This window comes from Shinella sp. NM-101 (genome assembly GCF_021401195.1).
Lineage (GTDB): Bacteria > Pseudomonadota > Alphaproteobacteria > Rhizobiales > Rhizobiaceae > Shinella.
In genome coordinates this window covers 15649-37962 of the sequence record NZ_JACBFT010000019.1, presented here as the reverse complement: position 1 = coordinate 37962, position 22314 = coordinate 15649, and the positions used below count along the sequence as shown (strand labels likewise).

Here is a 22314-nt window from a genome sequence, read left to right as displayed (position 1 = left end):
GGACTGAAGACCATGACCCTTGCTGAGCGGCGCGTGCCGGTTTCCATACTGACCGGCTTTCTGGGCGCGGGCAAGACGACCCTGCTCAACCGCCTCCTGAAGGACCCGACGCTCACCGACACCGCCGTCATCATCAACGAGTTCGGCGAGGTCGGCATCGACCATCTCCTCGTCGAGCAGTCGGGCGACGGCATCATCGAACTTTCCGACGGGTGCCTGTGCTGCACGATCCGCGGCGAGCTCGTCGATACGCTCGCCGACCTGATGGACCGCATGCAGACGGGCAAGATCCAGCCGCTGAAGCGCATCGTGATCGAGACGACCGGCCTTGCCGATCCCGCCCCCGTGCTCCAGGCCGTCATGGGCAACCCGATCCTCTCCCAGTCCTTCGGCCTCGACGGCGTGATCACCGTCGTCGATGCCGTCAACGGTCTCTCGACGCTCGCCAACCATCCCGAGGCGGTCAAGCAGGTCGCGGTCGCCGACCGCGTGCTGATCAGCAAGACCTCGCTTGCCGACGCCGAAACGCTCGCCGCCATCACCAGGGAAATCGCCGCGCTCAACCCGCGCGCCGCCGTCTTGGATGTCGACACGCCCGGCCTTGCCGGCCCGGACCTCCTCGCCAACGGCCTCTACGATCCCGGCAGCAAGATACCGGACGTCCGCCGCTGGCTGCATGAGGAGTCGCACGGCCACCATCACCACCATGATCATGATCATGGTCACGGGCATCACCACCACGGGCACGACCACCACCATCACGCCCATGACGTGACGCGGCACGACGCGACGATCCGCTCCTTCAGCATCGTCTACGACCGTCCCATCGACCCGATGGCGCTGGAAATGTTCATCGACCTCCTGCGCTCGGCCCATGGTGAAAAGCTGCTGCGCATGAAGGGCATCGTGCTGATGAGCAACAGCCCGGAGCGTCCGCTGGTGCTGCACGGCGTGCAGAGCGTCTTCCATCCGCCGGAGCGGCTTGCCGCCTGGCCGGACCCGGACGACCGCCGCACGCGGCTGGTGCTGATCACCAAGGACCTGCCGGAAGCCTTCGTGCGCGACCTCTTCGATGCCTTTACCGGCACGCCGAAGATCGACCGCCCGGACCGCGCGGCGCTCGCCGACAATCCGCTCGCGATACCGGGCTTGAAACTCTAGATCAGGCCTTCTTGCGGATCAGGAATCGGTGTCCCGCCTCGACGCGTTCGCTCGCCTCCAGCGAATGGCCGTCCTCCTGGCAGAAATGTGGAATGTCGATGACCGCGAGCGGATCGGTGGTCTCGACCCAGAGGCCGGCGCCTGCCGCCATCGTCGAAAGGCGCTTGCGCGTCTTCATCACCGGCAAGGGGCATTTCAGGCCGCGCAGGTCGTAGACGTCGACATCGTCCTTGCCGGCCGTGGCACTCATTTCTGCCAGAACTTCCAGAAAGGCTTCTTCGGCGCCTGCTCGACGACCTCGACGGCCGGGTTTTCCTGAGGCACCGGGGCAACCGCGGCCGATGCAGCCGGAGCCTTTGCCTTTTCGGTGGCGGGGGCGGGATTGCGCGCCTCCTTGCGCGCCGGCTGGCCGGAATTCGGTCCGGCCGGCGGGGTCGCGCTTTCGACGGGCGCGACCGTGGCCGGCGCCTCTTCCCTGGCTGTCCAGAGCTTCCAGAACGGCTTCTTTTCCGTCTTCTCGACGACCGTCACGCCCGGATTTTCTTCCGGAACCGGGAGGGCGCCTGCGCCGCGCGCCTGCTTCTGCGCCTTCTCGGCGGCAACATCCGCCGCGAGGGCTTCCGCTTCCTTGACCTTCTTCTGCTCGGCATCGAGTTTGGCCTGCTCGACAGCCTGTTTCGCGCGCTCTTCCGCTTCGATCTTGCGCTTTTCGGCTTCCTCGGCCTTGCGCTTCTGGGCCTCGATCTCCTGCTGCGTCATCAGCTTGCCGGCGTCAAGCGAATTGCCGGTCGGCGCATAGGCAAGCTCGCGGCCCTTGCGCTGGTCGGCGACGATGGCCTTGCGCTGGGCTTCCGACGGCTCCACCCAGACGGTGCCCTGATACTTGCCCATCGCCTTGGAATAGGCGGCGGCATAGGTCTTGTTGTAGCTCGAAAGCGCCACGTCGAGCGACGGCGGCGTCGTCATCGCCGGGCAGGCGCCGGCCGGCGAGAAGGGCTTGTCGGCCTGCTGGTTGAAGACATACTTGCCTTCGCAGACATTGACCTCCGGCGGGCGCTTGGTGATCTCGAAATGATCCCAGCCGACCTTCAGCATCTTCCAGAATTCGATGTTCGGATTGTCGCGGTGGCGCGCCATGTTCTCCGCGGTCATGCGGAAGGGGAACGCCTGGAGCTGAACCGTCTTCTGCCCGCCGTCGAAGGCGTCGCGCGCGAAGGCGAAGATTTCGAGCATCTGCTCGTCGGTCATCGAATAGCAGCCCGACGAGGAGCAGGCACCATGGATCATCAGATTGGTGCCGCTCGCCCTGTTGGCGCGGTCATACGTATTGGGAAAGCCGGTGTTGATCGCGAGATAGTAGCTCGAATTCGGGTTCATCTGGCCGCGCGAGAGCGGATAGAAGCCCTCCGGCGCCTGGCGGTCGCCTTCCTTCGTCTTCGGGCCGAGCTTGCCGGACCAGGCGCAGATCTTGTAGTTGCGCACCATCTGGAACCGGTTGGAACGGTCGGCCTTCCACACTTCCAGCCGCCCCTCCTCCTTCAGGATGCGCAGCATGATCGGCGAGGACCGGTCGATGTTCATCTTGGAGAACTTGCTCAGCACCGCCGGCGAGAGCTGGTAGCCGGTCTTGCTGGACACCCTGGAGATGTCGACGTCGACCTTGTCGAACGAGTCGAGCGTCTCATTGGTGCATCCCGCGGTGACCACGGCGAGAAGCGAAACGGCGGCAAGAACGGTGAGGCGCATGCAAGGGTCCGTGAACTATCGTCAGATCGCGAGCCGTCGCGCCGGCAGGGCGGGACGCGCAGTCGTAACCGGCTTATACTTCATAAACTCTTAACCGGGAATTCTTTCGCGGAACTGCCGGACGACCGCAGCCCCTTCACACACAAGGATTGTGGCCGAGATGGGGCGAAAGGGTGCGGACCCGGCCCGCAGGTCAGAGCTGGCGGCCGATATTCAGGTAGCGCTGGCGGCGATCCTTGCGAAGCTGGTCGCCGGGCTTGGCCGAAAGGTCCTTCAGCGCCGCGGCGATGACGTCGCCCGTGCGGCCGATGACGGCCGCGGGATCGCGATGCGCGCCACCGACCGGCTCGGGAATGATGCCGTCGATGACGCCGAGGGCCTTCAGGTCCTCCGACGTGATCTTCATGTTGCTCGCGGCTTCCTTGGCGCGGGTGGAATCGCGCCAGAGGATGGAGGCCGCGCCCTCCGGCGAGATCACGGAATAGATCGCATGTTCCAGCATGTAGACCCGGTCGCCCGTGGCGATGGCGATGGCGCCGCCCGAGCCGCCCTCGCCGAGAACGACGGAGACGATCGGCACGCGGACGTTGAGACACATCTCCGTGGAGCGGGCGATGGCTTCCGCCTGGCCGCGCTCTTCCGCGCCGATGCCGGGATAGGCGCCGGCCGTGTCGATCAGCGTGATGATCGGCAGGCCGAAGCGGTCGGCCATTTCCATGACGCGGATCGCCTTGCGGTAGCCTTCCGGCCGGGCGCTGCCGAAATTGTGCTTGAGGCGCGACTTGGTGTCGCTGCCCTTTTCCTGGCCGATGATGGCGACGGCCTCGCCGCGGAAACGCCCCAGGCCCGCCTGGATCGCCTCGTCCTCGGCGAACTTGCGGTCGCCGGCCAGCGGCGTGAACTCTTCGAAGAGCTGGCTGGCGTAATCGACGAAATGCGGACGCTGCGGATGGCGCGCGACCTGGGTCTTCTGCCAGGGCGTCAGCTTGGCGTAGATGTCCGCCATGGCCTCGCGGGCGCGCACTTCAAGCCTGCCGACCTCGTCGCTCGTGTCGATGCTCTCATCTTCCTCTGCGAGCTTCCTCAGCTCGTGGATCTTGCCTTCGAGATCCGAGATGGGCTTTTCGAAATCGAGGTAGTTGTGCATGAGATGCGTTTCCGATCGTTTGCTCAAACCGCGCCGGTCTGCAGTCGGCCACAAGGCCAGTCGCAGGCGGTAGGGGTCCTAATCCGGTTTTTTTGCCTGTTTGGCAAGGGGGTGATGGGTTTGAACGAGCTGGTGGAGCCGTTCTTCCAGCACATGCGTATAGATTTGTGTCGTGGAAATGTCCGAGTGGCCCAGCAGTTCCTGCACCGCGCGCAGGTCCGCGCCGTTCTGCAGGAGATGGCTGGCGAAGGCGTGGCGAAGGACGTGCGGCGAAAGCGACGAGGCCCGAATGCCGGCCCGCCCGGCCAGCGCCTTCAGGTCGCGCGCGAAGACCTGGCGCGGCAGATGGCCTTCCTTGCTCTGCGCCGGGAAAAGGAACGCGCCGGCCGCCGGATCGTCGCCGATCTCCGCCGCCAGCATCTCCCCATAGGCCTCCAGCGCCGAAACGGCGGCGCGCGACAGGGGCACCATGCGCTCCTTGTTGCCCTTGCCCCTGACGACGAGGAAGCGCCCCGTCTGCGCCAGCACGCTCGCCGGCAGCGACACCAGTTCGCTGACGCGCATGCCCGTCGCGTAGAGCAGCTCGACGAGCAGATGCATGCGCCGCTTGAGAAGGGGATTTCCGCCGGGCTCCGCCGCCTCGGCTTCGGCCCGGGTGATGAGGCGGGTGACGTCGTCGACGCTCAGCGTCTTCGGCAGCGAGCGCCCCTTCTTCGGCGCGTCGAGAATGCCGGTCGGATCGTCCCCGCGCAGGCCCTCGCCATAGAGGAACTTGAAGAACTGCCGGAGCGCCGACAGCCGCCGCGCCTGCGAGGATGCGGCAAAGCCCTGCCGTGCAAGATGGCCGAGATAGGCCCTGAGGTCGTCAGGCGTCGCCTCCGCAAGCCGCACGCCGCGCTCGTTGAGGAAGGAGCGCGCATCCTCGAGGTCCCGTTCATAGGATTGCAGCGTGTTGACAGCCGCGCCCCGTTCGGCGCTCATCATCTCGAGGAAGGACTCGACCTGAAGGGCGGACGGATCCCTCATGGCTGGGGATTCACGCGCTCGGAAGGAATGCGGATCGTCACTTCCCGCTCGGTCGGCTCGACGAAGGTCACCAGCGCCACCATCACGCCGTAGACCGACCCGACGATCACGGCGCAGAAGAACAGGAATCGGAACAGGGTGGGCATGGCGATCTCCGGGACGATAGTCCCTATATCGCCTCGCCGTCCGTTCAGCGCAAGGGCGGCGGCCGTTCGCCCCCCCGCACGCCCGACACCGCGCAGGCTTGACGCTCCCGGCGCTTTTGTCGATACGGAAGGAAGCGAAACTCCGGGAAACCCCATGACCGAGCTGATCGTCCAGGCCCCCCTTACGCTTGCCGCCGAGGCCCGCGCCGCGCTCGGCAGGCGCAACCTCGTCCTGATCGGCCTGATGGGCGCCGGCAAGTCGGCGATCGGCCGCATGACGGCGCAGGCGCTCGGCATCCCCTTCATCGATTCCGACCACGAGATCGAGCGCGTCTCGCGCATGTCGATAACGGATCTCTTCGCCGCCTATGGCGAGGCGGAATTCCGGGCACTCGAAACCCGGGTGATCAAGCGCCTGCTGCGCTCCGGCCCGCGCGTCGTGTCGACCGGGGGCGGCGCCTATATCAACGAGAACACCCGAAGGCACATCAGGCGCGGCGGCCTCACCGTCTGGCTGAAGGCCGACCTCGACGTTCTCTGGGAGCGCGTCAACAAGCGCGACACCCGCCCGCTGCTCAAGACGGAGAACCCGCGCCAGACGCTCGAAAACCTCATGAACGCCCGTTACCCGATCTATGCGGAAGCCGATCTGACCGTGATGTCGCGCGACGTGAAGAAGGAAACCATGGTGGAGGAGGTGCTCGCCGCGATCATCGCCGCCGCCCGCAAACCCTGACGAGATGACCATGACTGCCAATGCCACCGCGCGCCGCACCGTGCGCGTCGATCTCGCCGACCGCTCCTACGACATCCTGATCGGCCCCGGCCTCATATCCGCGGCCGGCCGCGAGATCGCAAGCCGCCTCAAGGGCCGCAAGATCGCCGTCATCACCGACGAGCACGTCGCGCCGATCTATCTCGACGGCTTCATGGCCGCGCTTGCGGTGGAAGGCATCGAGGCCGTCTCGCTCGTGCTGCCGGCCGGCGAGAAGACGAAGAGCTTCGAGCACCTGATCCGCGTCTGCGACAGCGTGCTTGCCGCCCGCATCGAGCGCAACGACGCCGTGGTGGCGCTCGGCGGCGGCGTCATCGGCGACCTCACCGGCTTTGCCGCCGGCATCGTGCGGCGCGGCTCTCGCTTCATCCAGGTGCCGACCTCGCTCCTGGCGCAGGTCGATTCCTCCGTCGGCGGCAAGACGGGCATCAACTCGGCCCACGGCAAGAACCTCGTCGGCGTCTTCCACCAGCCCGACCTCGTGCTCGCCGACACCGACGTGCTCGACACACTCTCGCCGCGCGAATTCCGCGCCGGCTACGCGGAGGTCGCCAAATACGGCCTGATCGACAAGCCGGATTTCTTCGCCTGGCTGGAGAACAACTGGCGCGACGTCTTCGCCGGCGGCGAGGCGCGCATTACGGCCATCGCCACGAGCTGCCAGGCGAAAGCAGATGTCGTCGCCGCCGACGAGCGCGAGAACGGCCAGCGCGCCCTCCTCAATCTCGGCCACACCTTCGGCCATGCGCTGGAAGCGGCGACGCAGTACGACAGCGCCCGCCTCGTCCATGGCGAGGGCGTCTCCATCGGCATGGTGCTCGCCCATCAGTTCTCCGCCCGGATGAACCTTTGCAGCCCCGACGATGCAAGCCGCGTCGAGGCGCATCTGCGCGACGTCGGCCTGCCGACATCGATGGCAGAGATCCCGGGCGGCCTGCCGCCGGCGGAAAGGCTGATGGACGCCATCGCGCAGGACAAGAAGGTCAAGGCCGGCAAGCTCACCTTCATCCTGACGCACGGCATCGGCCGGTCCTTCGTCGCCGACGACGTGCCGCAGTCGGAAGTCGTCGCCTTCCTCAAGGAAAAGCTGCCGAAATGACCAGCGATACGCCCGCCGTGCTCGCTCCTGATGTCTGGCCGTGGATCGTCCTCGGCCTCATCGCCCTCGCCGCCATAGTCTACTGGCGCTCGTCGATTTCAGGGCTGTGGCGTTCGCACCGGGAGACGCGCGAGGCGGAGGGCGAACGCGAGGGGGCGTCCGCGAAGACAGAGCGCGACCGGCTTCCCAATGCGCTCGACCTCGACGCGCTGGAAGTCTCCGACATCATGATCCACCGCATGGCCATGCGGGCGCTCAATGCCGGCGATCCGCCGGAGGAGATCGTCAAGGCCGTGCTGGAAAGCCCCTATACTCGCATGCCGCTCTGGATGGGCTCGGCCGACAACATCGTCGGCGTCGTCCACGCCAAGGACCTCCTGCGCGCGCTGGCGGAACCCGGCGTCGAGCCGAAGAGCCTCGACATCACGCGGGTCGCGCAGAAACCGTGGTTCGTGCCCGACACGACGACGCTGAAGGAGCAGCTCGCCGCCTTCCTGCGCCGCGAGGAGCATTTCGCGACTGTCGTCGACGAATACGGCGATGTGCAGGGCCTCGTCACGCTGCAGGACATCCTCAAGGAGATCGTCGGCGACATCTCCGACGAGAAGACCGTCGACATCCAGGGCGTGCGGCAGGAGGCGGACGGCTCGCTCGTCGTCGACGGCAGCGTTTCGATCCGCGACCTCAACCGCGCCTTCAACTGGACGCTGCCGGACGAGGAGGCGACGACCATCGCCGGCCTCGTCATCCACGAATCGAAGTCGATCCCGGAGGAGCGCCAGGCCTTCACCTTCCACGGCAAGCGCTTCATCGTCATGAAGCGGGTGAAGAACCGCATCACCAAGCTGCGCATCCGCCCGGCGGAGCTGTTGCAGCCGGGCGCCTGAAGCAGGTCCGGCAAACGTGAGAAGCGGTTTTGCGTTCGCAATGGCGCAAGACCAAAAAAGCTCACCAGCGCGTCGGTTCGCCCGGCGCCGCCGCCTCGACGGCGAGGGCATGAAGTCCCGCGTCGAGCTCCGCCTTCACCGCCTCGTTGATCGCCCGGTGGCGTGCCACCCGGCTCATGCCGGAAAAGGCTGCGGAGACGATGCGGATGCGCATATGCGTCTCGCCCTCGCCATCGAAACCCGGCTGGTGGCCGGCATGCAGGTGGCTCTCGTTGACGACCTCGAGGCGCTCGGGCGAAAAGGCGGCTTCAAGCTTGCCGGCGATGCTGGTTTTCATGGACATGGGGCAACTTTCAGCGACGGAAACGGCACCGCCGCGACGCAGGTAAAGGGTTCCACAAAGCCAGCAACAATCCGCTTTGTCAATTCTTGTTGCGGCCGCTCGGGAGCCCCATAATTAGCGCCATGAAACTCGATTCCAAATACTTCGACCGCATCCGCACGAAGCGGCGCGTGGAGCGTCCCGAACGCTCCGCGCCGACCTGTCAGTGGGACGGCTGCGAGGAGAATGCCGTGCATCGCGCACCCGTCGGCCGCAACGCCGAGGGGCAGTATTTCATGTTCTGCTTCGAGCACGTCAAGGAATATAACAAGGGCTACAACTACTTCTCGGGCCTGTCCGACGGCGAGATCGCGCGCTACCAGAAGGAGGCCATCACCGGCCACCGTCCGACCTGGACGATCGGCGTCAACAAGGCCGCCAAGAACGGCCCGGCCCAGGGCACCGCGCGCTCCGGCACGGCCGGGGCAAATCAGCGCATCCGCGATCCCTTCGGCCTCTTCAACGAAGGCAAGGGCCGCAGGCCCCAGATGGAGCCCCGCGCGCGAAAACTGAAGACCCTGGAGGCGAAAGCCTTCGACACGCTCGGCCTTTCCGCGAATGCCACGACAGAGGACATCAAGTCCGCCTACAAAATGCTTGTCAAAAAGCATCACCCGGATGCAAATGGCGGAGATAGAGGCTCGGAGGAGCGTTTTCGCGCCGTCATCCAAGCATATCAATTGTTAAAGCAGGCCGGCTTCTGCTAGAGCATTTTGCAACCGGGCGGAATCGCCCGGTGTCGCACAAATGCGGTCAAGCAAAAGGCAAAGTTGGCGTGCACTAAATTATTGGGGCGGAGGCATGGCCGCCGCCCGCGGAGACGTGATGAGCAAGATGGATCTCGATATTTCCAACCTCCCGGACACCACGGTTTCCGTACGGGAGGTTTTCGGCATTGATACGGACCTCAGGGTCCCGGCCTATTCCAAGGCGGACGCCTATGTGCCGGACCTCGACCCGGACTACCTGTTCGACCGCGAAACGACGCTCGCCATCCTCGCGGGCTTTGCCCACAACCGGCGCGTCATGGTCTCCGGCTACCACGGCACCGGCAAGTCGACCCATATCGAGCAGGTCGCCGCCCGCCTCAACTGGCCCTGCGTGCGCGTCAACCTCGACAGCCATGTCAGCCGTATCGATCTCGTCGGCAAGGACGCCATCGTCGTCAAGGACGGCCTTCAGGTCACCGAATTCAAGGACGGCATCCTGCCCTGGGCCTACCAGCACAATGTCGCGCTCGTCTTCGACGAATACGACGCCGGCCGCCCGGACGTCATGTTCGTCATCCAGCGCGTGCTGGAATCCTCCGGCCGCCTGACCCTGCTCGACCAGAGCCGCGTCATCCGCCCGCACCCGGCCTTCCGCCTGTTCGCCACGGCCAACACCGTCGGCCTCGGCGACACGACCGGCCTCTACCATGGCACGCAGCAGATCAACCAGGCGCAGATGGACCGCTGGTCGATCGTCACCACGCTGAACTACCTGCCGCACGACAACGAGGTGAACATCGTCGCCGCCAAGGTGAAGCGCCTCGCTGCCGGCAAGGACGGCCGCGAGACGATCTCGCGCATGGTGCGCGTCGCCGACCTCACCCGCGCCGCCTTCATCAACGGCGACCTGTCGACCGTGATGAGCCCGCGTACGGTCATCACCTGGGCGGAGAATGCGGAGATCTTCGGCGACGTCGCCTTCGCCTTCCGCGTCACCTTCCTCAACAAGTGCGACGAACTGGAGCGCACGCTGGTGGCCGAACTCTACCAGCGCGCTTTCGGCGTGGAGCTGAAGGAAAGCGCCGCCAACATCGTCCTGGAAGCGACTGTCTGACGGCAAGGTGAAGCGCATGGCAGCCCGCGGAGACAATTCGAAGCCGAGGCCCGGCGGCGTGGTGGACATGGAACCGTTCCGCCGCGCGGTGACGGGCTGCGTGCGCGCCGTCTCGGGCGATGCGGAGGTGGAGGTCACCTTCGCCAACGAGCGCCCCGGCATGACCGGCGAGCGCATCCGCCTGCCCGAGCTCTCCAAGCGCCCGTCGCCCGCCGAAGTCGCGCTCACCCGTGGCCTCGGCGACTCGATGGCGCTGCGCAAGGCCTGTCACGACGCCCGCATCCACGCGACCATGTCGCCGCAGGGCGCCGATGCCCGCGCGATCTTCGACGCCGTCGAGCAGGCGCGCGTCGAGGCGATCGGCTCAAACCGCATGCACGGCATGGCGCAGAACCTCACCACCATGCTGACGGAGAAATACGCCAAGGCCAATTTCGGCGCGATCACCCGCCAGGCCGATGCGCCCCTTGAAGAAGCCGTCGCGCTCATCGTGCGCGAGAAGCTGACCGGCCAGGCCCCGCCCGCCTCGGCCGGCAAGGTGCTCGACCTCTGGCGCGATTTCATCGTGGACAAGGCCGGCAAGGACATGGAGGGCCTTTCCTCCGCCATCAACGACCAGCACGCCTTCTCGCGCGTCGTGCGCAACATGCTCGCCTCGATGAACGTCGCCGAGCAATACGGCGAGGACGAGAACGAACCGGACGATTCGGAAACGCCCGAGGACGAGAACCAGCCGCGCAGCGACGAGCAGGAAGACAACGACAGCCAGGAAGACGCCGGCGACGACAGCGCCCCTGCCGACGAGAACGAGACGTCCGACGAGCAGATGGACGAAGGCGAGATGGACGGCGCGGAAATCTCCGACGACGACCTCGTCGACGATGACGGCGACGACACCGAAAAGCCCGGCGAGGTGCGCCGCCCGAACCAGCCCTTCACGGATTTCAACGAGAAGGTCGATTACGGCGTCTTCACGCAGGAATTCGACGAGACCATCACCGCCGAGGAACTGTGCGACGAGGCGGAACTCGACCGCCTGCGCGCCTTCCTCGACAAGCAGCTCGCCCATCTTCAGGGCGCGGTCGGCCGCCTCGCCAACCGGCTTCAGCGCCGCCTGATGGCGCAGCAGAACCGCGCCTGGGAATTCGACCTCGAAGAGGGCTATCTCGACAGCGCCCGCCTGCAGCGCATCATCATCGACCCGATGCAGCCGCTCTCCTTCAAGCGCGAGAAGGACACGACCTTCCGCGACACGGTCGTGACGCTGCTGATCGACAATTCCGGCTCCATGCGCGGCCGCCCGATCACGGTCGCCGCCACCTGCGCCGACATCCTCGCCCGCACGCTGGAGCGCTGCGGCGTGAAGGTCGAGATTCTCGGCTTTACCACCAAGGCCTGGAAGGGCGGGCAATCGCGCGAAAAATGGCTCGGCAGCGGCAAGCCGCAGGCGCCCGGCCGCCTCAACGATCTCCGCCACATCATCTACAAGGCCGCCGATGCCCCGTGGCGGCGCGCACGGCGCAATCTCGGCCTGATGATGCGCGAGGGCCTCCTGAAGGAGAACATCGACGGCGAGGCGCTGATCTGGGCGCACGACCGCCTGCTCGCCCGCCCCGAGCAGCGCCGCATCCTGATGATGATCTCGGACGGCGCACCGGTCGACGATTCGACGCTCTCGGTGAACCCCGGCAACTATCTCGAGCGGCACCTGCGCGCCGTCATCGAGCAGATCGAGACGCGCTCGCCGGTCGAGCTGCTGGCCATCGGCATCGGCCATGACGTCACGCGCTACTACCGCCGCGCCGTCACCATCGTCGACGCGGACGAACTGGCCGGCGCCATGACCGAACAGCTCGCCTCGCTCTTCGCCGACGAAAGCACCGCCCGCCTCCCCGCCAGCCGCCGCCGTGCGGGCTGAGCCGGCGTTCCGGCAAAGGCCTGCGCGCCTCGTGCGAAGCCTTCCCGCAATCGCCCTGTCCGCTCTGCTCTGCCTGTCGCCCGTGCAGCCGGCGGCAGCGGATGCCATCGAGGTCCCGGTCTCCAGCCGCGCCATTATGCAGTTCACGCCGGGTTCCGGCCAGCGCATCTTCGGCAGGCTCGAATTCCTCGGCGGCATCGCCTATTCGTCGACCAGTCCCCTGCTCGGCGCGGTCTCGGCGATCCGCTTCCGAAACGACCGGCAGAACTTCGTCTCGGTGCTCGATACCGGCCACTGGCTGACCGGCCGCGTCGAGCGCGATGCCGAAGGCCGGTTGAGCGCCTTGCCGACGTCAGGATCCGCTCGATGTTCAATCGGGACGGCCGCGGCGAGAACCCCAAGCAGGCGATGGATGCCGAGGGCCTCGCCATCGGCAAGGGCGAGCTCCTCGTCAGCTTCGAGGGGCATCACCGGATCGACGCCTATCCCGATCCCGGCTTCATGGACGCAAGGCCGAAGCGCCGGTTGCCCCTTCCCATCGAACGGCGGGAGATCCGCCGGAACCGCGGCATGGAGACACTCGCCATGTCGCCGGCCACAGGCCCGCTCGGCGCCGTACCGGTGGTCGTGACGGAGCGCAGCCTGGATGCCGATGGCAACGTCTTCGCCGCTGTCTTGGAAGGCCCGCGTGCGGGCTTCTTCGCCGTCAGACGCAACGATCCCTGGGACATCACCGACGGCGCCTTCCTGCCGAATGGCGACCTCCTCCTGCTGGAACGCCGCTTCCGCCTGCTGGACGGCATGGGCACGCGCATCCGCCGGATCGACGGCGATACGATCCGCCCCGGCGCGGTGGTCGACGGCGAGGTGCTGATCGACGCCGACCTTCGCCAGCAGATCGACAATATGGAAGGGCTGGACGTGGTGGCGATGGCTAAGGACGACATCCGCATCATCGTCGTTTCCGACGACAATCACTCCATCCTCCAGCGCAACCTGATGCTGGAATTCCGGCTGAAGTGAAAGATCGGCCGGAGGAGAAAAACCTTTCCTCCGTCATGGTCGGGCCTGACCCGACCATCCATCCGCCGGCACGCCGCGCCTGTGGATCCTCGGCTCAAGGCCGAGGATGACGCCGGAGGGCGAGCGTGCTGGAGCTTTCACTGTCGCTCCTCGACCTCTGGAACGCCGCTCGTTAAGCCATCTTCTCGACGCCCGGCATCGGCTTGAGCCGGCTCATCAGCGCGCCATAGGGCAGCAGCATGACGAGGCCGACCAGCACCTTCACGGAGAAGTCGCCGATGGCCCAGGAGATCCAGCGCGGCGTCTCGGCCGCGAAGATGCCGAGCACGGGCGCCGAGGCGATGGCGAAATCGTCGTTCGGCCCGAAGACCGAGAAGAACGGCGCGAAGGCGAAGGAGAAGAAGATCATCGTATCGAGCACAGAACCGATCAGCGAGGCGATCAGCGGCGCGCGCCACCAGGTCTGCCGGCGCAGCCTGTTGAAGATGGAGATGTCGAGCAACTGGCCGGCAAGGAAGGCCGAGCCGGAAGCGATGGCGATGCGCGGCGTGGAAGCGGCGAACGAGAACAGCACCGCCACGAGGAAACCGGCCGCCACGACGCGGCGCGCGATGCGCGGGCCGAACTGGCGATTGGTGAGATCCGTGACGAGGAAGGCGACGGGATAGGTGAAGGCGCCGTAGGTCAGGAGGTCGCCGAGCGCGATACCGAACAGTTCACCCGAAAGCGGGTACTGCACCAGCACGTTGGAGGCGACGACCACGGCCGTCATCAGGAGGACATAGATAGGGATGACGCGGTTCGCGAGCATTTTTTTATCCTGGGTGATGCCACCAGTTGGAGTAACAATGATATGCGCAAAGCATTGAGGCCTGCCCGCAAAGCGGTCAAGCCTCAATGAAAATGCTTCGGCGTGTTGCCCGATCAGGCAGCAGCAGCGGCAGCCGTCTTCTTGGCGATCTGGCGGCGCAGCAGACGAGCGCGCATCGACAGTTCGTTCTCTTCGGCCTTCAGCAGGAAGGCGTCGAGGCCGCCGCGGTGCTCGACCGAGCGGAGAGCGGCTGCGGAAACGCGAAGACGGAAACGCTGGCCGAGGGCGTCGGAAATCAGCGTGACATTGCACAGGTTCGGCAGGAACTTGCGCTTCGTCTTGTTGTTTGCGTGGCTCACATTGTTGCCCGACTGGACGCCCTTGCCGGTCAATTCGCAACTACGGGACATGGTACACCTATTTTTTCTTGTTCAGGACAATACGTTTCCGGTGCCGAAACCGGCCGCAGTCCGTCTGGCCTTTTTGGAAAGTCGCGGTTCTATAGTCACACTGGCCGGCGACGTCAAGCCAAACCTGCCGTTCCGCCGGAAATCAGTTGCCAAACATCGCGATTTGCAGGCAATAGCAGGAGACGGCGAGATTTTTCCACGGCGTAGAATCGCCGCAATGGCGGGCTAGGCGGGCGTCCTGGAAACGATTCCGGAAAATATGCGCCCGCAATTGCATCGAAACAGGCAGGTCGGGCGTTTCCGGCTACGGACGAATGCGGAAAGGTCTTGGGAGTCGTGCGGATGAACGGACGGGGTTGGATTGCGGGCGCAGCGGTGTCGCTTGCCCTTCTGGGCGGCGCGGGCCCCCTTTCGTCGGCCGAGATCCAGCACCGCACGGACTACAGCATCCGCCTTTCCGGGCTGCCGGTCGCGACCGCCAGCTTCCGCTCCGAGTTTTCCGGCAACCGCTACACCATTTCTGGCAGCCTGCATTCGGCCGGCCTCGTCGACATCTTCTCCCGCACGCAGGGCACGACCTCCGTCTCCGGCATCGTCGGGCGGGACAACCTGCATGCCACCTCCTATTCGGTGAACTACCGCAGCGGCAAGCGCGGCCGGGCCATCGACGTCACCTTCCGCAACGGCAACGTCATCCATGCCAACATGGTGCCGGCGCGCAAGAAGCCGGAAAACTGGGTGCCCGTCACCCGCGCCGACATGCGCGCGGTGCTCGACCCGATCTCGGGCCTCATCATTCCCGCCGGCAACCGCGTCTGCCCGAACACCCTGCCGATCTTCGACGGCGAATCCCGCCTCGACCTGCAACTGACGTCGAAGGGCACGAAGCCCTATTCCACCAAGGGCTTCGAGGGCGAGGCCGTGGTCTGCGGCATCCGCTTCGTCCCCAAATCCGGCTACAAGAAGGGCCGGGACGACGTGGAATACCTGCGCAGGCTGAGGACGATGGAAATCTGGTTTGCCAAGGCCGAAGACGCGAATGTATATGCTCCGGTCTATGTGAAGATTCCGACCAAGCTCGGTCCCGTCACCGTCTCGGCCACGCGCTTCGGCGGATGACATGACCCCGGTCGGCAGACCGGGAGTGATCGGCCTTGAAGACGCGTGCAACCCTGATCGGCTTTACGGCGATCCTCATGTGGGCGCTGCTGGCGCTCTTCACCGCCGCGTCCGGCAAGATGCCGCCCTTCCAGCTCTCCGCCGTGTGCTTCCTCATCGGCAGCCTGCCCGGCATCGTCGTGCTCATCGCCCGGCCGCAGCGGGCCCGCCTCCTGAAGCAGCCGGCAAAGGTCTGGATCACCGGCATCCTCGGCCTCTTCGGCTATCACTTCCTCTACTTCACCGCCCTGCGCAACGCCCCGGCCGTCGAGGCGAGCCTGATCGCCTATCTCTGGCCGCTCCTCATCGTCACCGGCTCGGCGATGCTGCCCGGCGAGACGCTGCGCTGGAACCATGTGGTCGGCACGCTGCTCGGCCTCGGCGGTACCGCGCTCATCGTCGGGCGAAACGGCGTTACCTTCGACAGCGCCTATCTCATCGGCTATGGCGCCGCCTTCCTCTGCGCCTTCACCTGGGCCGGCTACTCGCTGGCGACCCGCCGTTTCGAGGCGGTCTCGACGGATGTGGTGACCGGCTTCTGCCTCGCCACTTCCATCCTCTCGCTCATCTGCCACCTGATGCTGGAAACCACCGTCTGGCCGCAGACGGGCTTCGAATGGCTCGCCATCGCCGGCCTCGGCCTGCTGCCGGTCGGCGCGGCCTTCTATGTCTGGGACTACGGCGTCAAGAACGGCGACATCCAGATCCTCGGCGCCGCCAGCTATGCCGCGCCGCTGCTTTCCACCCTCGTCCTCATCCTCTCCGGCTTTGCCGAGCCGACCTGGACCATCGCGCTCGCCTGCCTGCTGGTGACGGGCGGCGCGGTGCTCGCCGCCAAGGACATGATCTTCAGGCGGGCTGTCGCAAGCCCCGCCTGATCTCAGAACCGGTCCTTTCGCCCGCGGATTTCGGCAAACACTTCGGCATCGCTCGCCCCCTCCATTCCGAGATGGCGGCGGATCACCGGATCGCCGGCCCTGAGGAAGGGGTTCGTCGCCTTTTCGATGCCGATCGTCGTCGGGGCGGTGAAGACGCCGTCGGCCCGCAACGCCTCGATCTCGTCGGCACGGCGTGCGAGCGCCGCGTTTTCCGGATCGACGGTCCTGGCAAAGCGCGCGTTCGACAACGTGTATTCATGTCCGAAATAGACGGTCGTCTCATCCGGCAGGGCGGCGAGCGTCGAGAGCGATTCCCACATCTGGGTGGGCGTTCCCTCGAAGACACGGCCGCAACCGAGCGCGAAGAGCGTATCGGCGGCAAAGAGCAGCTTCTCCTCCGGCAGGTGGAAACAGATGTGGCCGACCGTATGGCCCGGCGTCGCGATGACCTCGACGCGCCGGCCGGCGAAATCGAAACTGTCGCCGCCATCCACCTTGCGGTCGATGCCCGGAATGGTCTCGCGCGCCGGGCCGATGATCGTCGCGCCGAAGCGGTCCTTCAGCGCGAGGTTGGCCTCCACGTGGTCGCCATGGTGATGGGTCGTGAAGATATGGCTGAGGCGCCAGCCGCGACGCTCCAGCGCAGCAAGGATCGGCTTTTCCTCCGGCGCATCGATGCTCGCCGTCGCACCCGTTACCGGATCGTGCAGCAACACGCCGAAATTATCGCTGCGGCAGGCAAAGAGTTCGATTTCCAGCGCGGTCATGGTCGTTCCTCGTCGCATCGGGCAGGTCGTCGCGGGCGAATGTAAGGCAAACGGCCTTGAAGTCCACCGGACCATCGCTAACATCGTGTCCATGCATGCAGATATCGTCGACCTCCGCGAATTCTACCACTCGCCCCTCGGGCGCCTCGCCGATCACTCGATCGCCATGGCGCTCGCCTCGCTCTGGGCGCGGCTGCCGGACGAGCGGCTGGTCGGGCTCGGCTATGCCGTGCCCTATCTCGACCGCTTCCGCGCCGATACGGAACGCACCTTCGCCTTCATGCCGGCCGGGCAGGGCGCGGTGAACTGGCCGCCGGGCGAGCTTTCCTCCACGGCGCTGGTCTTCGACGAGGAACTGCCGCTGCCGGACGCTTCGGTCGACCGCGTGCTGATGGTGCATTCGCTGGAATTCGCCGAGAACCCGCGCGAGACGATGAAAGAGCTCTGGCGCGTGCTGGCCCCCGGCGGCCGCCTCGTCATCGTCGTGCCGAACCGGCGCGGCGTGTGGGCGCGCATGGAGCACACGCCCTTCGGCTCCGGCCGTCCCTACTCCCGCAGCCAGCTCATCGCGCTGCTGCGCGAGACCAACTTCACGCCCGGCGCCTCGGCCGAGGCCCTGTTCTTCCCGCCTTCCAAGCTGCGCAGCGTGCAGAAGCTGCGCGGCGCCTTCGAGCGGCTGGGGCGTTCGCTCTGGCCGATGTTCTCCGGCGTCATCATCGTGGAGGCGCAGAAGCGGCTCTATCAGGGCCTGCCGGTCGCTGCCCGTGCCTCGCGGCGCGTCTTCGTGCCGGTGCTTGCCCCGCAGGGCATCCCCACGACGCGCGAGCGCGCGCCGCGCTGATCCCCTCGACAAATGCCGGGCCGCCCGCTAGAGCAATTCCAGCAAAAGTGCGCAGCGGTTTTGCGTCCGGAATTGCGTAGAAACAAAAGGATAGAGCGTTTTCGCGATTCGAAGAAAAGCGGAAATGCTCTAGAGCGGGTTGACGGCAGCAAGGGGCGGCAGCATGACGGACGGACATTTCGACAAGATCGCGCTGATCGGCATCGGCCTCATCGGCTCCTCCATCGCCCGGGCCGTCAAGGCCAAGGGCCTTGCGAAAACCGTCACCATCTCCAGCCGCAGCACGGAAACGCTGGACCGCGCCCGCGAACTGGAACTCGGCACCGACTACGTGCATGACGCCGGCAAGGCCGTCGAAGGCGCCGACCTCGTCATCGTCTCCGTGCCCGTCGGCGCCTCCGGCAAGGTGGCCGAGGACATCGCCCTGCACCTCAAGCCCGGCGCCATCGTCACCGACGTCGGCTCCACCAAGGCATCGGTCGTCGCGCAGATGCTGCCGCACATGCCGAAGAACGTGCATTTCATCCCCGGCCACCCGCTGGCCGGCACCGAGCATTCCGGCCCGGATGCCGGCTTTGCAGAACTGTTCCAGGGCCGCTGGTGCATCCTGACCCCGGTGCACGGCACCGACAAGGACGCCAAGCGCAAGCTCGCCGCCTTCTGGGAAGCACTCGGCTCGAAGGTCGACGAGATGGATACGGAGCACCACGACAAGGTGCTCGCCATCGTCTCGCACCTGCCGCACATCATCGCCTACAACATCGTCGGCACGGCGGACGACCTGGAGACGGTGACGGAATCGGAAGTCATCAAGTATTCGGCCTCCGGCTTCCGCGACTTCACGCGCCTTGCCGCTTCGGACCCGACCATGTGGCGCGACGTCTGCCTGCACAACAAGGATGCGATCCTGGAAATGCTGGCGCGCTTTTCCGAGGACCTCGCCTATCTCCAGCGGGCGATCCGCTGGGGCGACGGGGACAAGCTCTTCGACCTCTTCACCCGCACCCGCGCCATCCGACGCTCGATCATCGACGCCGGCCAGGACACCGCCGCGCCGAACTTCGGCCGCCCGGTCGACGACAAGAACGGCTGATCAGAGCGGCGGGATTTCCGCGACGGGGAAGAGGCCGAGATAGACCGTTCCCTGCCGGATATTGACCTTCACCACGGCCCGCTCCTGCCCGCCCGAGAGGACCTTGACCCCCTCCGCGACGCGCTTCGCCGTCTTGGCGGCCTGCGGAAACACCTCCGAAACGCGATCGCGCCAGGCCGTGATGCCCTCGATGGTGAGGTCCAGCGCGCCGGAGACATAGCCGTCCTCACCGATCGTCACGGCACCGGAAAGGGTCAGCTTCTGGCCCGCGCCGAGATCGAACGACAGGCTGCGCAATTCGGTGCTCGTGCCGAGCGGCAGGTTCGGCGGCGGGCCCTCGGCGGACATCCACCGGGCCGCATCGGCGATCGTCAGGTCGGCCGCGACGTTCATCGGCGGCAGCGCCTTGCCATTAAGCTCCAGCGAGAGGGTATCGAGCGAGGCGGCGACGTCGAGCGCTTCGCCGGATCGGCGGACATGCTTTTCGCCGTGGGCCGCGGCAATGCCGACCGACAGGCCGTCCGAGGGCATGTTGAGCTTGCCCTTCAGCCCATCGTAAGCGGCCGAGAACCGGTCGAGCCCGTCCGTCCAGGCGACGGCGCTCGCATGCATCAGGTCCCAGTCGGCATCGAAGACGAGGTCGGGTGTCACGCGCACCTGCGCCGGCCCGTCCAGTTCGAACACCGCATGGCCGGGGCGATAGACCTGCGCGGCCGAGCGCAATGCGCCGAAAGTGGCCGAAAGCCCGGAAGGCCGGTCGTCGACGGCGACGGAATCGCAGAAGACGCCGATGCGGAACGGAAAGCCGCGAACGTCGAGGTTGCCGCACGATGCCGAATGCATGCCTTGTGCGGAGGCGGCAAGCTCCCGATCCAGCCGTTCCTTCAGCCAGCTTGCGGCATAGAACCATCCGCCCGTATAGAGCGCGATGAAGAGAACGACGCCGATGGCGAGCAGGATCAGTTTGCGCGTAACGCCGGAAGCGTCGGCGCGGCTTGACGATGCCATAGTGTTCTCCAATGGTGACGAACGTGATTTGCGCGACAATGCCGGCAATTGCGGCGGCTTTTTGAGAGACGATCCAGGTGACGGTGGATATGAACGAATTCTGGGTCTTTGGCTACGGATCGCTGATGTGGAATCCGGGCTTCGAGTTCGAGGAACGGCAGGCGGCCCACCTCTTCGGCTTCCGCCGTTCACTCTGCGTGCGCTCCTGGGTGCATCGCGGCACGGAGGAAAGGCCAGGCCTCGTGCTCGGCCTCGACCGCGGCGGCTCCTGCCGCGGCGTCGCCTTCCGCGTGACGCCGGAAAAGCGCGAGGCGGTGGTCGATTATCTGCGTGAACGCGAGCTGGTGACCCACGTCTACAAGGAGCGCACGCTGCCCGCGACGTTGAGCGACGGCCGCCGCGTCTCAACGCTCGCCTATATCTGCGACCGCGCCCACCATCAGTTTGCCGGATCGCTGACGGTAGGGGAGGCCGCCAGCACCGTCAGCGCCGCCTTCGGCAGGTCGGGCCACAACATGGATTACGTGCGCAACACGCTGGCGCATCTGCGCGAGATGGGCATCCGCGACCACTGGCTGGAGGATGTCGGCCGGGCGGCGGAAAACCTCTACGCGCGCGCCTCGGCCTGACCGGAGCCCTGCGCCTTCAGCTCCGCCAGCCGCTGCACGGCGGTCGGCGGCAGGATGAGATGCGGATTGGCCTCCACCGTCTCGATCAGCAGCCGGTCGCTCGCCGTCTCCATCACCTCGACGAGATGAGCGAGGAAGGCATCGGGGTCCATGCCGGGCAAAATCGCCGGCAGGATGATCACCTTGAAATGACCCGGCTGGCGGATGAACTTGCGGCGCGGCCAGAACAGGCCGGGATGCATGACGACCGGCACGACGGGAACCTGAAGGTCACGGTAGAGGCGCGCGATGCCGTACTTGTATTCCGGCGGAGCGCCGGGCGGACGGCGGGTGCCCTCCGGATAGATGATGAGCTGGCGGCCGGTTTCCATTTCCGCCCTGGTGCGCGCCATGACGGCGGCCATGACCTTGCCGCGCGCATTGCGGTTGACCGGCACCATGCGCTGCTTCTTGATGTACCAGCCGAACAGCGGAATCCAGGTCAGCTCGCGCTTCAGGATGTAGAGCGGGTCGTCCAGCCACGGCAGCAGCGCATAGGCGTCCCAGAAGGACTGGTGCTTCGGCGCGAAGATGTAGCTGCCGTCGGGAATGTTCTCCAGCCCCTCGATCTCGAAGGTCGTGCCGACGATTTTGGCGAACAGCCAGTGGTTGCTGCGCGCCCAGTTCTTGGCGATGACATAGGCCTTCTTGCGCGGCAGCAGGAAATAGGCCGGCGTGAAGACGATCATCTGCACGATGAGGTTCACATAGAAGAGGGCGTTGAAGAGCACGGAGCGGAAAGCGAGCATCGGGCAGCCTGTGAGCGGAACGTGCCTTCGCCCTACACGATAATCCCGGGCGGGGAAACTCCCATGGCGGCGATCTCAGCTTCCGGTCAGGTCGGCGCGCAGCCCGGACCAGCTCCGCGCGCCGGCAAAGGCGCGCACATGCGCCAGGCAATATTTGAGATATTCCGAAAGCATGGCCTTCAGGATCATCGGCTGGCGCAGCCAGTTGCCGTTCTTGAGATCCGAATTGACCACCGGATAGGCGATGAACTCGGTGGCGGGATCGCTGACCCGCAGTTCCAGCAGGCTGCGGGGCATGTGGTAGTTGTTGGTGACGACCAGCACCCGGCGGAACCGGTGGTCGCTGATCCAGCGCGCCGTCTCGTTGGCGTTGCCGATCGTGTCCACGGCCTCGTAGCCCATGTCGACGCAGCATTCGAAAAGGGCCGACGAGCTTTGCGTGAGCCTGCGGATCTGGTTGCCGCTCGTCGTGGGGTTCACGCCGGAAATGAGCAGCCGTCCGCCCGCGCCCTTCTTGAGAAGTTCGATGGCGCGGTCGATGCGCTGGTAGCCGCCGGTGAGCACCACGATGGCATCGGCCTTCGGTTCGCGCGGCGCCTCGAGCGCGGCGACTGTCTCGGCGAAATAGAGGAAGCCGCCGGCACCCGCCATGGCGGCGAGAAGGATGAGCACCAGGAGAACGCGCACGACGCGCCGGGCGGGCCGCCGGCGGCGGCGCCGCCTCGCCTCGACCCGCGAAATGCCCTCAGGCATTCCCGGCTTTGCCCGTTCCAGCGCGTTCATGATTCGACCCATAA

At 65.9% G+C, this 22314-nt stretch carries 23 protein-coding genes and 2 pseudogenes; 13 read left to right on the top strand and 12 right to left on the bottom strand.

Annotated features, from left to right (window positions below; all coding sequences use genetic code 11):
* Nucleotides 1-12 precede the first annotated feature (12 nt).
* Nucleotides 13-1161: a GTP-binding protein gene (locus tag L0976_RS24510; protein ID WP_234189587.1), complete on the top strand. Its 1149-nt coding sequence runs from the start codon at nucleotides 13-15 to the stop codon at nucleotides 1159-1161.
* 1 nt (nucleotide 1162) lies between these two features.
* On the opposite strand, the gene L0976_RS24505 is transcribed toward L0976_RS24510, so the two are convergent.
* The 5 genes from L0976_RS24505 to L0976_RS24485 all read right to left on the bottom strand — a co-directional run bounded on the left by L0976_RS24505 (nucleotide 1163) and on the right by L0976_RS24485 (nucleotide 5226).
* Nucleotides 1163-1411 (bottom strand): sulfurtransferase TusA family protein, encoded by a 249-nt coding sequence (locus L0976_RS24505; RefSeq protein WP_203316618.1) that lies wholly within the window; start codon nucleotides 1409-1411, stop codon nucleotides 1163-1165.
* Nucleotides 1408-2907, bottom strand: a complete 1500-nt coding sequence (locus L0976_RS24500; protein ID WP_234189586.1) for a murein L,D-transpeptidase family protein — start codon at nucleotides 2905-2907, stop codon at nucleotides 1408-1410. The genes L0976_RS24505 and L0976_RS24500 overlap by 4 nt, the downstream gene beginning before the upstream one ends.
* Nucleotides 2908-3100: 193 nt before the next feature.
* On the bottom strand, nucleotides 3101-4054 hold the full coding sequence (locus tag L0976_RS24495; protein WP_203316620.1) for an acetyl-CoA carboxylase carboxyltransferase subunit alpha: 954 nt from the start codon (nucleotides 4052-4054) through the stop codon (nucleotides 3101-3103).
* 78 nt (nucleotides 4055-4132) lie between these two features.
* Nucleotides 4133-5080, bottom strand: coding sequence for a site-specific tyrosine recombinase XerD (gene xerD / locus L0976_RS24490; RefSeq protein WP_234189585.1), 948 nt, complete (start codon nucleotides 5078-5080; stop codon nucleotides 4133-4135).
* Complete coding sequence (locus tag L0976_RS24485; protein ID WP_117371919.1) at nucleotides 5077-5226, bottom strand: hypothetical protein; 150 nt, start codon at nucleotides 5224-5226, stop codon at nucleotides 5077-5079. The genes xerD and L0976_RS24485 overlap by 4 nt, the downstream gene beginning before the upstream one ends.
* Before the next feature lie 154 nt (nucleotides 5227-5380).
* On the opposite strand from L0976_RS24485, the gene L0976_RS24480 reads away from it, so the two are divergent.
* From L0976_RS24480 to L0976_RS24470, 3 genes and pseudogenes are all read left to right on the top strand, one after another.
* Nucleotides 5381-5962, top strand: coding sequence for a shikimate kinase (locus L0976_RS24480; RefSeq protein WP_203316622.1), 582 nt, complete (start codon nucleotides 5381-5383; stop codon nucleotides 5960-5962).
* A 10-nt stretch (nucleotides 5963-5972) separates the two neighbouring features.
* Nucleotides 5973-7100: a 3-dehydroquinate synthase gene (gene aroB, locus L0976_RS24475; protein ID WP_234189578.1), complete on the top strand. Its 1128-nt coding sequence runs from the start codon at nucleotides 5973-5975 to the stop codon at nucleotides 7098-7100.
* A gap of 113 nt (nucleotides 7101-7213) precedes the next feature.
* Nucleotides 7214-7987 (top strand): annotated as a pseudogene (locus tag L0976_RS24470) (transporter associated domain-containing protein); the annotation flags it as partial.
* 61 nt (nucleotides 7988-8048) lie between these two features.
* Here L0976_RS24470 and L0976_RS24465 read toward each other — a convergent pair.
* Complete coding sequence (locus L0976_RS24465; RefSeq protein ID WP_234189577.1) at nucleotides 8049-8330, bottom strand: BolA family transcriptional regulator; 282 nt, start codon at nucleotides 8328-8330, stop codon at nucleotides 8049-8051.
* 113 nt (nucleotides 8331-8443) lie between these two features.
* Here L0976_RS24465 and L0976_RS24460 point away from each other — a divergent pair, with 113 nt between their 5' ends.
* The 4 genes and pseudogenes from L0976_RS24460 to L0976_RS24445 all read left to right on the top strand — a co-directional run bounded on the left by L0976_RS24460 (nucleotide 8444) and on the right by L0976_RS24445 (nucleotide 13134).
* A complete protein-coding gene (locus L0976_RS24460; protein WP_203319859.1) occupies nucleotides 8444-9076 on the top strand; it encodes a DnaJ domain-containing protein in 633 nt (210 codons plus the stop codon).
* A 118-nt stretch (nucleotides 9077-9194) separates the two neighbouring features.
* On the top strand, nucleotides 9195-10193 hold the full coding sequence (gene cobS / locus L0976_RS24455; RefSeq protein WP_203316626.1) for a cobaltochelatase subunit CobS: 999 nt from the start codon (nucleotides 9195-9197) through the stop codon (nucleotides 10191-10193).
* A 16-nt stretch (nucleotides 10194-10209) separates the two neighbouring features.
* Entirely contained in the window at nucleotides 10210-12111 is a 1902-nt protein-coding gene (gene cobT / locus L0976_RS24450; protein ID WP_203316627.1) for a cobaltochelatase subunit CobT, read from the top strand.
* Between the two features lie 55 nt (nucleotides 12112-12166).
* Nucleotides 12167-13134 (top strand): annotated as a pseudogene (locus L0976_RS24445) (esterase-like activity of phytase family protein).
* Between the two features lie 172 nt (nucleotides 13135-13306).
* On the opposite strand, the gene L0976_RS24440 reads toward L0976_RS24445, so the two are convergent.
* Together L0976_RS24440 and rpmB are read right to left on the bottom strand one after the other, a co-directional pair.
* Nucleotides 13307-13945: a VUT family protein gene (locus tag L0976_RS24440; RefSeq protein WP_203316628.1), complete on the bottom strand. Its 639-nt coding sequence runs from the start codon at nucleotides 13943-13945 to the stop codon at nucleotides 13307-13309.
* 113 nt (nucleotides 13946-14058) lie between these two features.
* Nucleotides 14059-14355 (bottom strand): 50S ribosomal protein L28, encoded by a 297-nt coding sequence (gene rpmB, locus L0976_RS24435; RefSeq protein WP_203316629.1) that lies wholly within the window; start codon nucleotides 14353-14355, stop codon nucleotides 14059-14061.
* A gap of 342 nt (nucleotides 14356-14697) precedes the next feature.
* Between rpmB and L0976_RS24430 the strand changes: the two genes are divergently transcribed.
* Both L0976_RS24430 and L0976_RS24425 read left to right on the top strand, forming a co-directional pair.
* Nucleotides 14698-15474 carry a DUF3108 domain-containing protein gene (locus L0976_RS24430; RefSeq protein ID WP_234189576.1) on the top strand — a complete coding sequence of 259 codons (777 nt, stop codon included), beginning with the start codon at nucleotides 14698-14700 and terminating at the stop codon, nucleotides 15472-15474.
* Between the two features lie 35 nt (nucleotides 15475-15509).
* The gene (locus L0976_RS24425; protein WP_234189575.1) at nucleotides 15510-16391 is read left to right on the top strand and encodes a DMT family transporter; all 882 of its coding nucleotides are present in this window, start codon (nucleotides 15510-15512) and stop codon (nucleotides 16389-16391) included.
* A gap of 2 nt (nucleotides 16392-16393) precedes the next feature.
* On the opposite strand, the gene gloB is transcribed toward L0976_RS24425, so the two are convergent.
* The gene (gene gloB, locus L0976_RS24420; RefSeq protein ID WP_234189574.1) at nucleotides 16394-17158 is read right to left on the bottom strand and encodes a hydroxyacylglutathione hydrolase; all 765 of its coding nucleotides are present in this window, start codon (nucleotides 17156-17158) and stop codon (nucleotides 16394-16396) included.
* Between the two features lie 91 nt (nucleotides 17159-17249).
* Here gloB and L0976_RS24415 point away from each other — a divergent pair, with 91 nt between their 5' ends.
* Together L0976_RS24415 and L0976_RS24410 are read left to right on the top strand one after the other, a co-directional pair.
* The gene (locus tag L0976_RS24415; protein WP_203316633.1) at nucleotides 17250-17999 is read left to right on the top strand and encodes a class I SAM-dependent methyltransferase; all 750 of its coding nucleotides are present in this window, start codon (nucleotides 17250-17252) and stop codon (nucleotides 17997-17999) included.
* A gap of 163 nt (nucleotides 18000-18162) precedes the next feature.
* Nucleotides 18163-19092 (top strand): prephenate/arogenate dehydrogenase family protein, encoded by a 930-nt coding sequence (locus L0976_RS24410; RefSeq protein ID WP_234189573.1) that lies wholly within the window; start codon nucleotides 18163-18165, stop codon nucleotides 19090-19092.
* Here the strand turns inward: L0976_RS24410 and L0976_RS24405 are convergent, their stop codons facing one another.
* Nucleotides 19093-20100 carry a DUF2125 domain-containing protein gene (locus tag L0976_RS24405; RefSeq protein ID WP_234189571.1) on the bottom strand — a complete coding sequence of 336 codons (1008 nt, stop codon included), beginning with the start codon at nucleotides 20098-20100 and terminating at the stop codon, nucleotides 19093-19095.
* Nucleotides 20101-20177: 77 nt separating this feature from the next.
* Here L0976_RS24405 and L0976_RS24400 point away from each other — a divergent pair, with 77 nt between their 5' ends.
* Nucleotides 20178-20729: a gamma-glutamylcyclotransferase gene (locus L0976_RS24400; RefSeq protein ID WP_234189569.1), complete on the top strand. Its 552-nt coding sequence runs from the start codon at nucleotides 20178-20180 to the stop codon at nucleotides 20727-20729.
* Here L0976_RS24400 and L0976_RS24395 read toward each other — a convergent pair.
* The gene (locus L0976_RS24395; RefSeq protein ID WP_234189567.1) at nucleotides 20708-21517 is read right to left on the bottom strand and encodes a 1-acyl-sn-glycerol-3-phosphate acyltransferase; all 810 of its coding nucleotides are present in this window, start codon (nucleotides 21515-21517) and stop codon (nucleotides 20708-20710) included. The two genes, L0976_RS24400 and L0976_RS24395, sit on opposite strands and share 22 nt — an antisense overlap.
* A 75-nt stretch (nucleotides 21518-21592) precedes the next feature.
* Nucleotides 21593-22300, bottom strand: a complete 708-nt coding sequence (locus L0976_RS24390) for a YdcF family protein (RefSeq protein WP_234189566.1) — start codon at nucleotides 22298-22300, stop codon at nucleotides 21593-21595.
* Nucleotides 22301-22314: the final 14 nt, after the last annotated feature.

What these genes read in the sequence shown, in the direction of transcription:
- L0976_RS24510 (WP_234189587.1), top strand. Translation starts at nt 13, where the DNA reads ATGACCCTTGCTGAGCGGCGCGTGCCGGTTTCCATACTGACCGGCTTT.
- L0976_RS24505 (WP_203316618.1), bottom strand. Translation starts at nt 1,411, where the DNA reads ATGAGTGCCACGGCCGGCAAGGACGATGTCGACGTCTACGACCTGCGC.
- L0976_RS24500 (WP_234189586.1), bottom strand. Translation starts at nt 2,907, where the DNA reads ATGCGCCTCACCGTTCTTGCCGCCGTTTCGCTTCTCGCCGTGGTCACC.
- L0976_RS24495 (WP_203316620.1), bottom strand. Translation starts at nt 4,054, where the DNA reads ATGCACAACTACCTCGATTTCGAAAAGCCCATCTCGGATCTCGAAGGC.
- xerD (WP_234189585.1), bottom strand. Translation starts at nt 5,080, where the DNA reads ATGAGGGATCCGTCCGCCCTTCAGGTCGAGTCCTTCCTCGAGATGATG.
- L0976_RS24485 (WP_117371919.1), bottom strand. Translation starts at nt 5,226, where the DNA reads ATGCCCACCCTGTTCCGATTCCTGTTCTTCTGCGCCGTGATCGTCGGG.
- L0976_RS24480 (WP_203316622.1), top strand. Translation starts at nt 5,381, where the DNA reads ATGACCGAGCTGATCGTCCAGGCCCCCCTTACGCTTGCCGCCGAGGCC.
- aroB (WP_234189578.1), top strand. Translation starts at nt 5,973, where the DNA reads ATGACTGCCAATGCCACCGCGCGCCGCACCGTGCGCGTCGATCTCGCC.
- L0976_RS24465 (WP_234189577.1), bottom strand. Translation starts at nt 8,330, where the DNA reads ATGTCCATGAAAACCAGCATCGCCGGCAAGCTTGAAGCCGCCTTTTCG.
- cobS (WP_203316626.1), top strand. Translation starts at nt 9,195, where the DNA reads ATGAGCAAGATGGATCTCGATATTTCCAACCTCCCGGACACCACGGTT.
- cobT (WP_203316627.1), top strand. Translation starts at nt 10,210, where the DNA reads ATGGCAGCCCGCGGAGACAATTCGAAGCCGAGGCCCGGCGGCGTGGTG.
- L0976_RS24440 (WP_203316628.1), bottom strand. Translation starts at nt 13,945, where the DNA reads ATGCTCGCGAACCGCGTCATCCCTATCTATGTCCTCCTGATGACGGCC.
- rpmB (WP_203316629.1), bottom strand. Translation starts at nt 14,355, where the DNA reads ATGTCCCGTAGTTGCGAATTGACCGGCAAGGGCGTCCAGTCGGGCAAC.
- L0976_RS24430 (WP_234189576.1), top strand. Translation starts at nt 14,698, where the DNA reads ATGAACGGACGGGGTTGGATTGCGGGCGCAGCGGTGTCGCTTGCCCTT.
- gloB (WP_234189574.1), bottom strand. Translation starts at nt 17,158, where the DNA reads ATGACCGCGCTGGAAATCGAACTCTTTGCCTGCCGCAGCGATAATTTC.
- L0976_RS24415 (WP_203316633.1), top strand. Translation starts at nt 17,250, where the DNA reads ATGCATGCAGATATCGTCGACCTCCGCGAATTCTACCACTCGCCCCTC.
- L0976_RS24410 (WP_234189573.1), top strand. Translation starts at nt 18,163, where the DNA reads ATGACGGACGGACATTTCGACAAGATCGCGCTGATCGGCATCGGCCTC.
- L0976_RS24405 (WP_234189571.1), bottom strand. Translation starts at nt 20,100, where the DNA reads ATGGCATCGTCAAGCCGCGCCGACGCTTCCGGCGTTACGCGCAAACTG.
- L0976_RS24395 (WP_234189567.1), bottom strand. Translation starts at nt 21,517, where the DNA reads ATGCTCGCTTTCCGCTCCGTGCTCTTCAACGCCCTCTTCTATGTGAAC.
- L0976_RS24390 (WP_234189566.1), bottom strand. Translation starts at nt 22,300, where the DNA reads ATGAACGCGCTGGAACGGGCAAAGCCGGGAATGCCTGAGGGCATTTCG.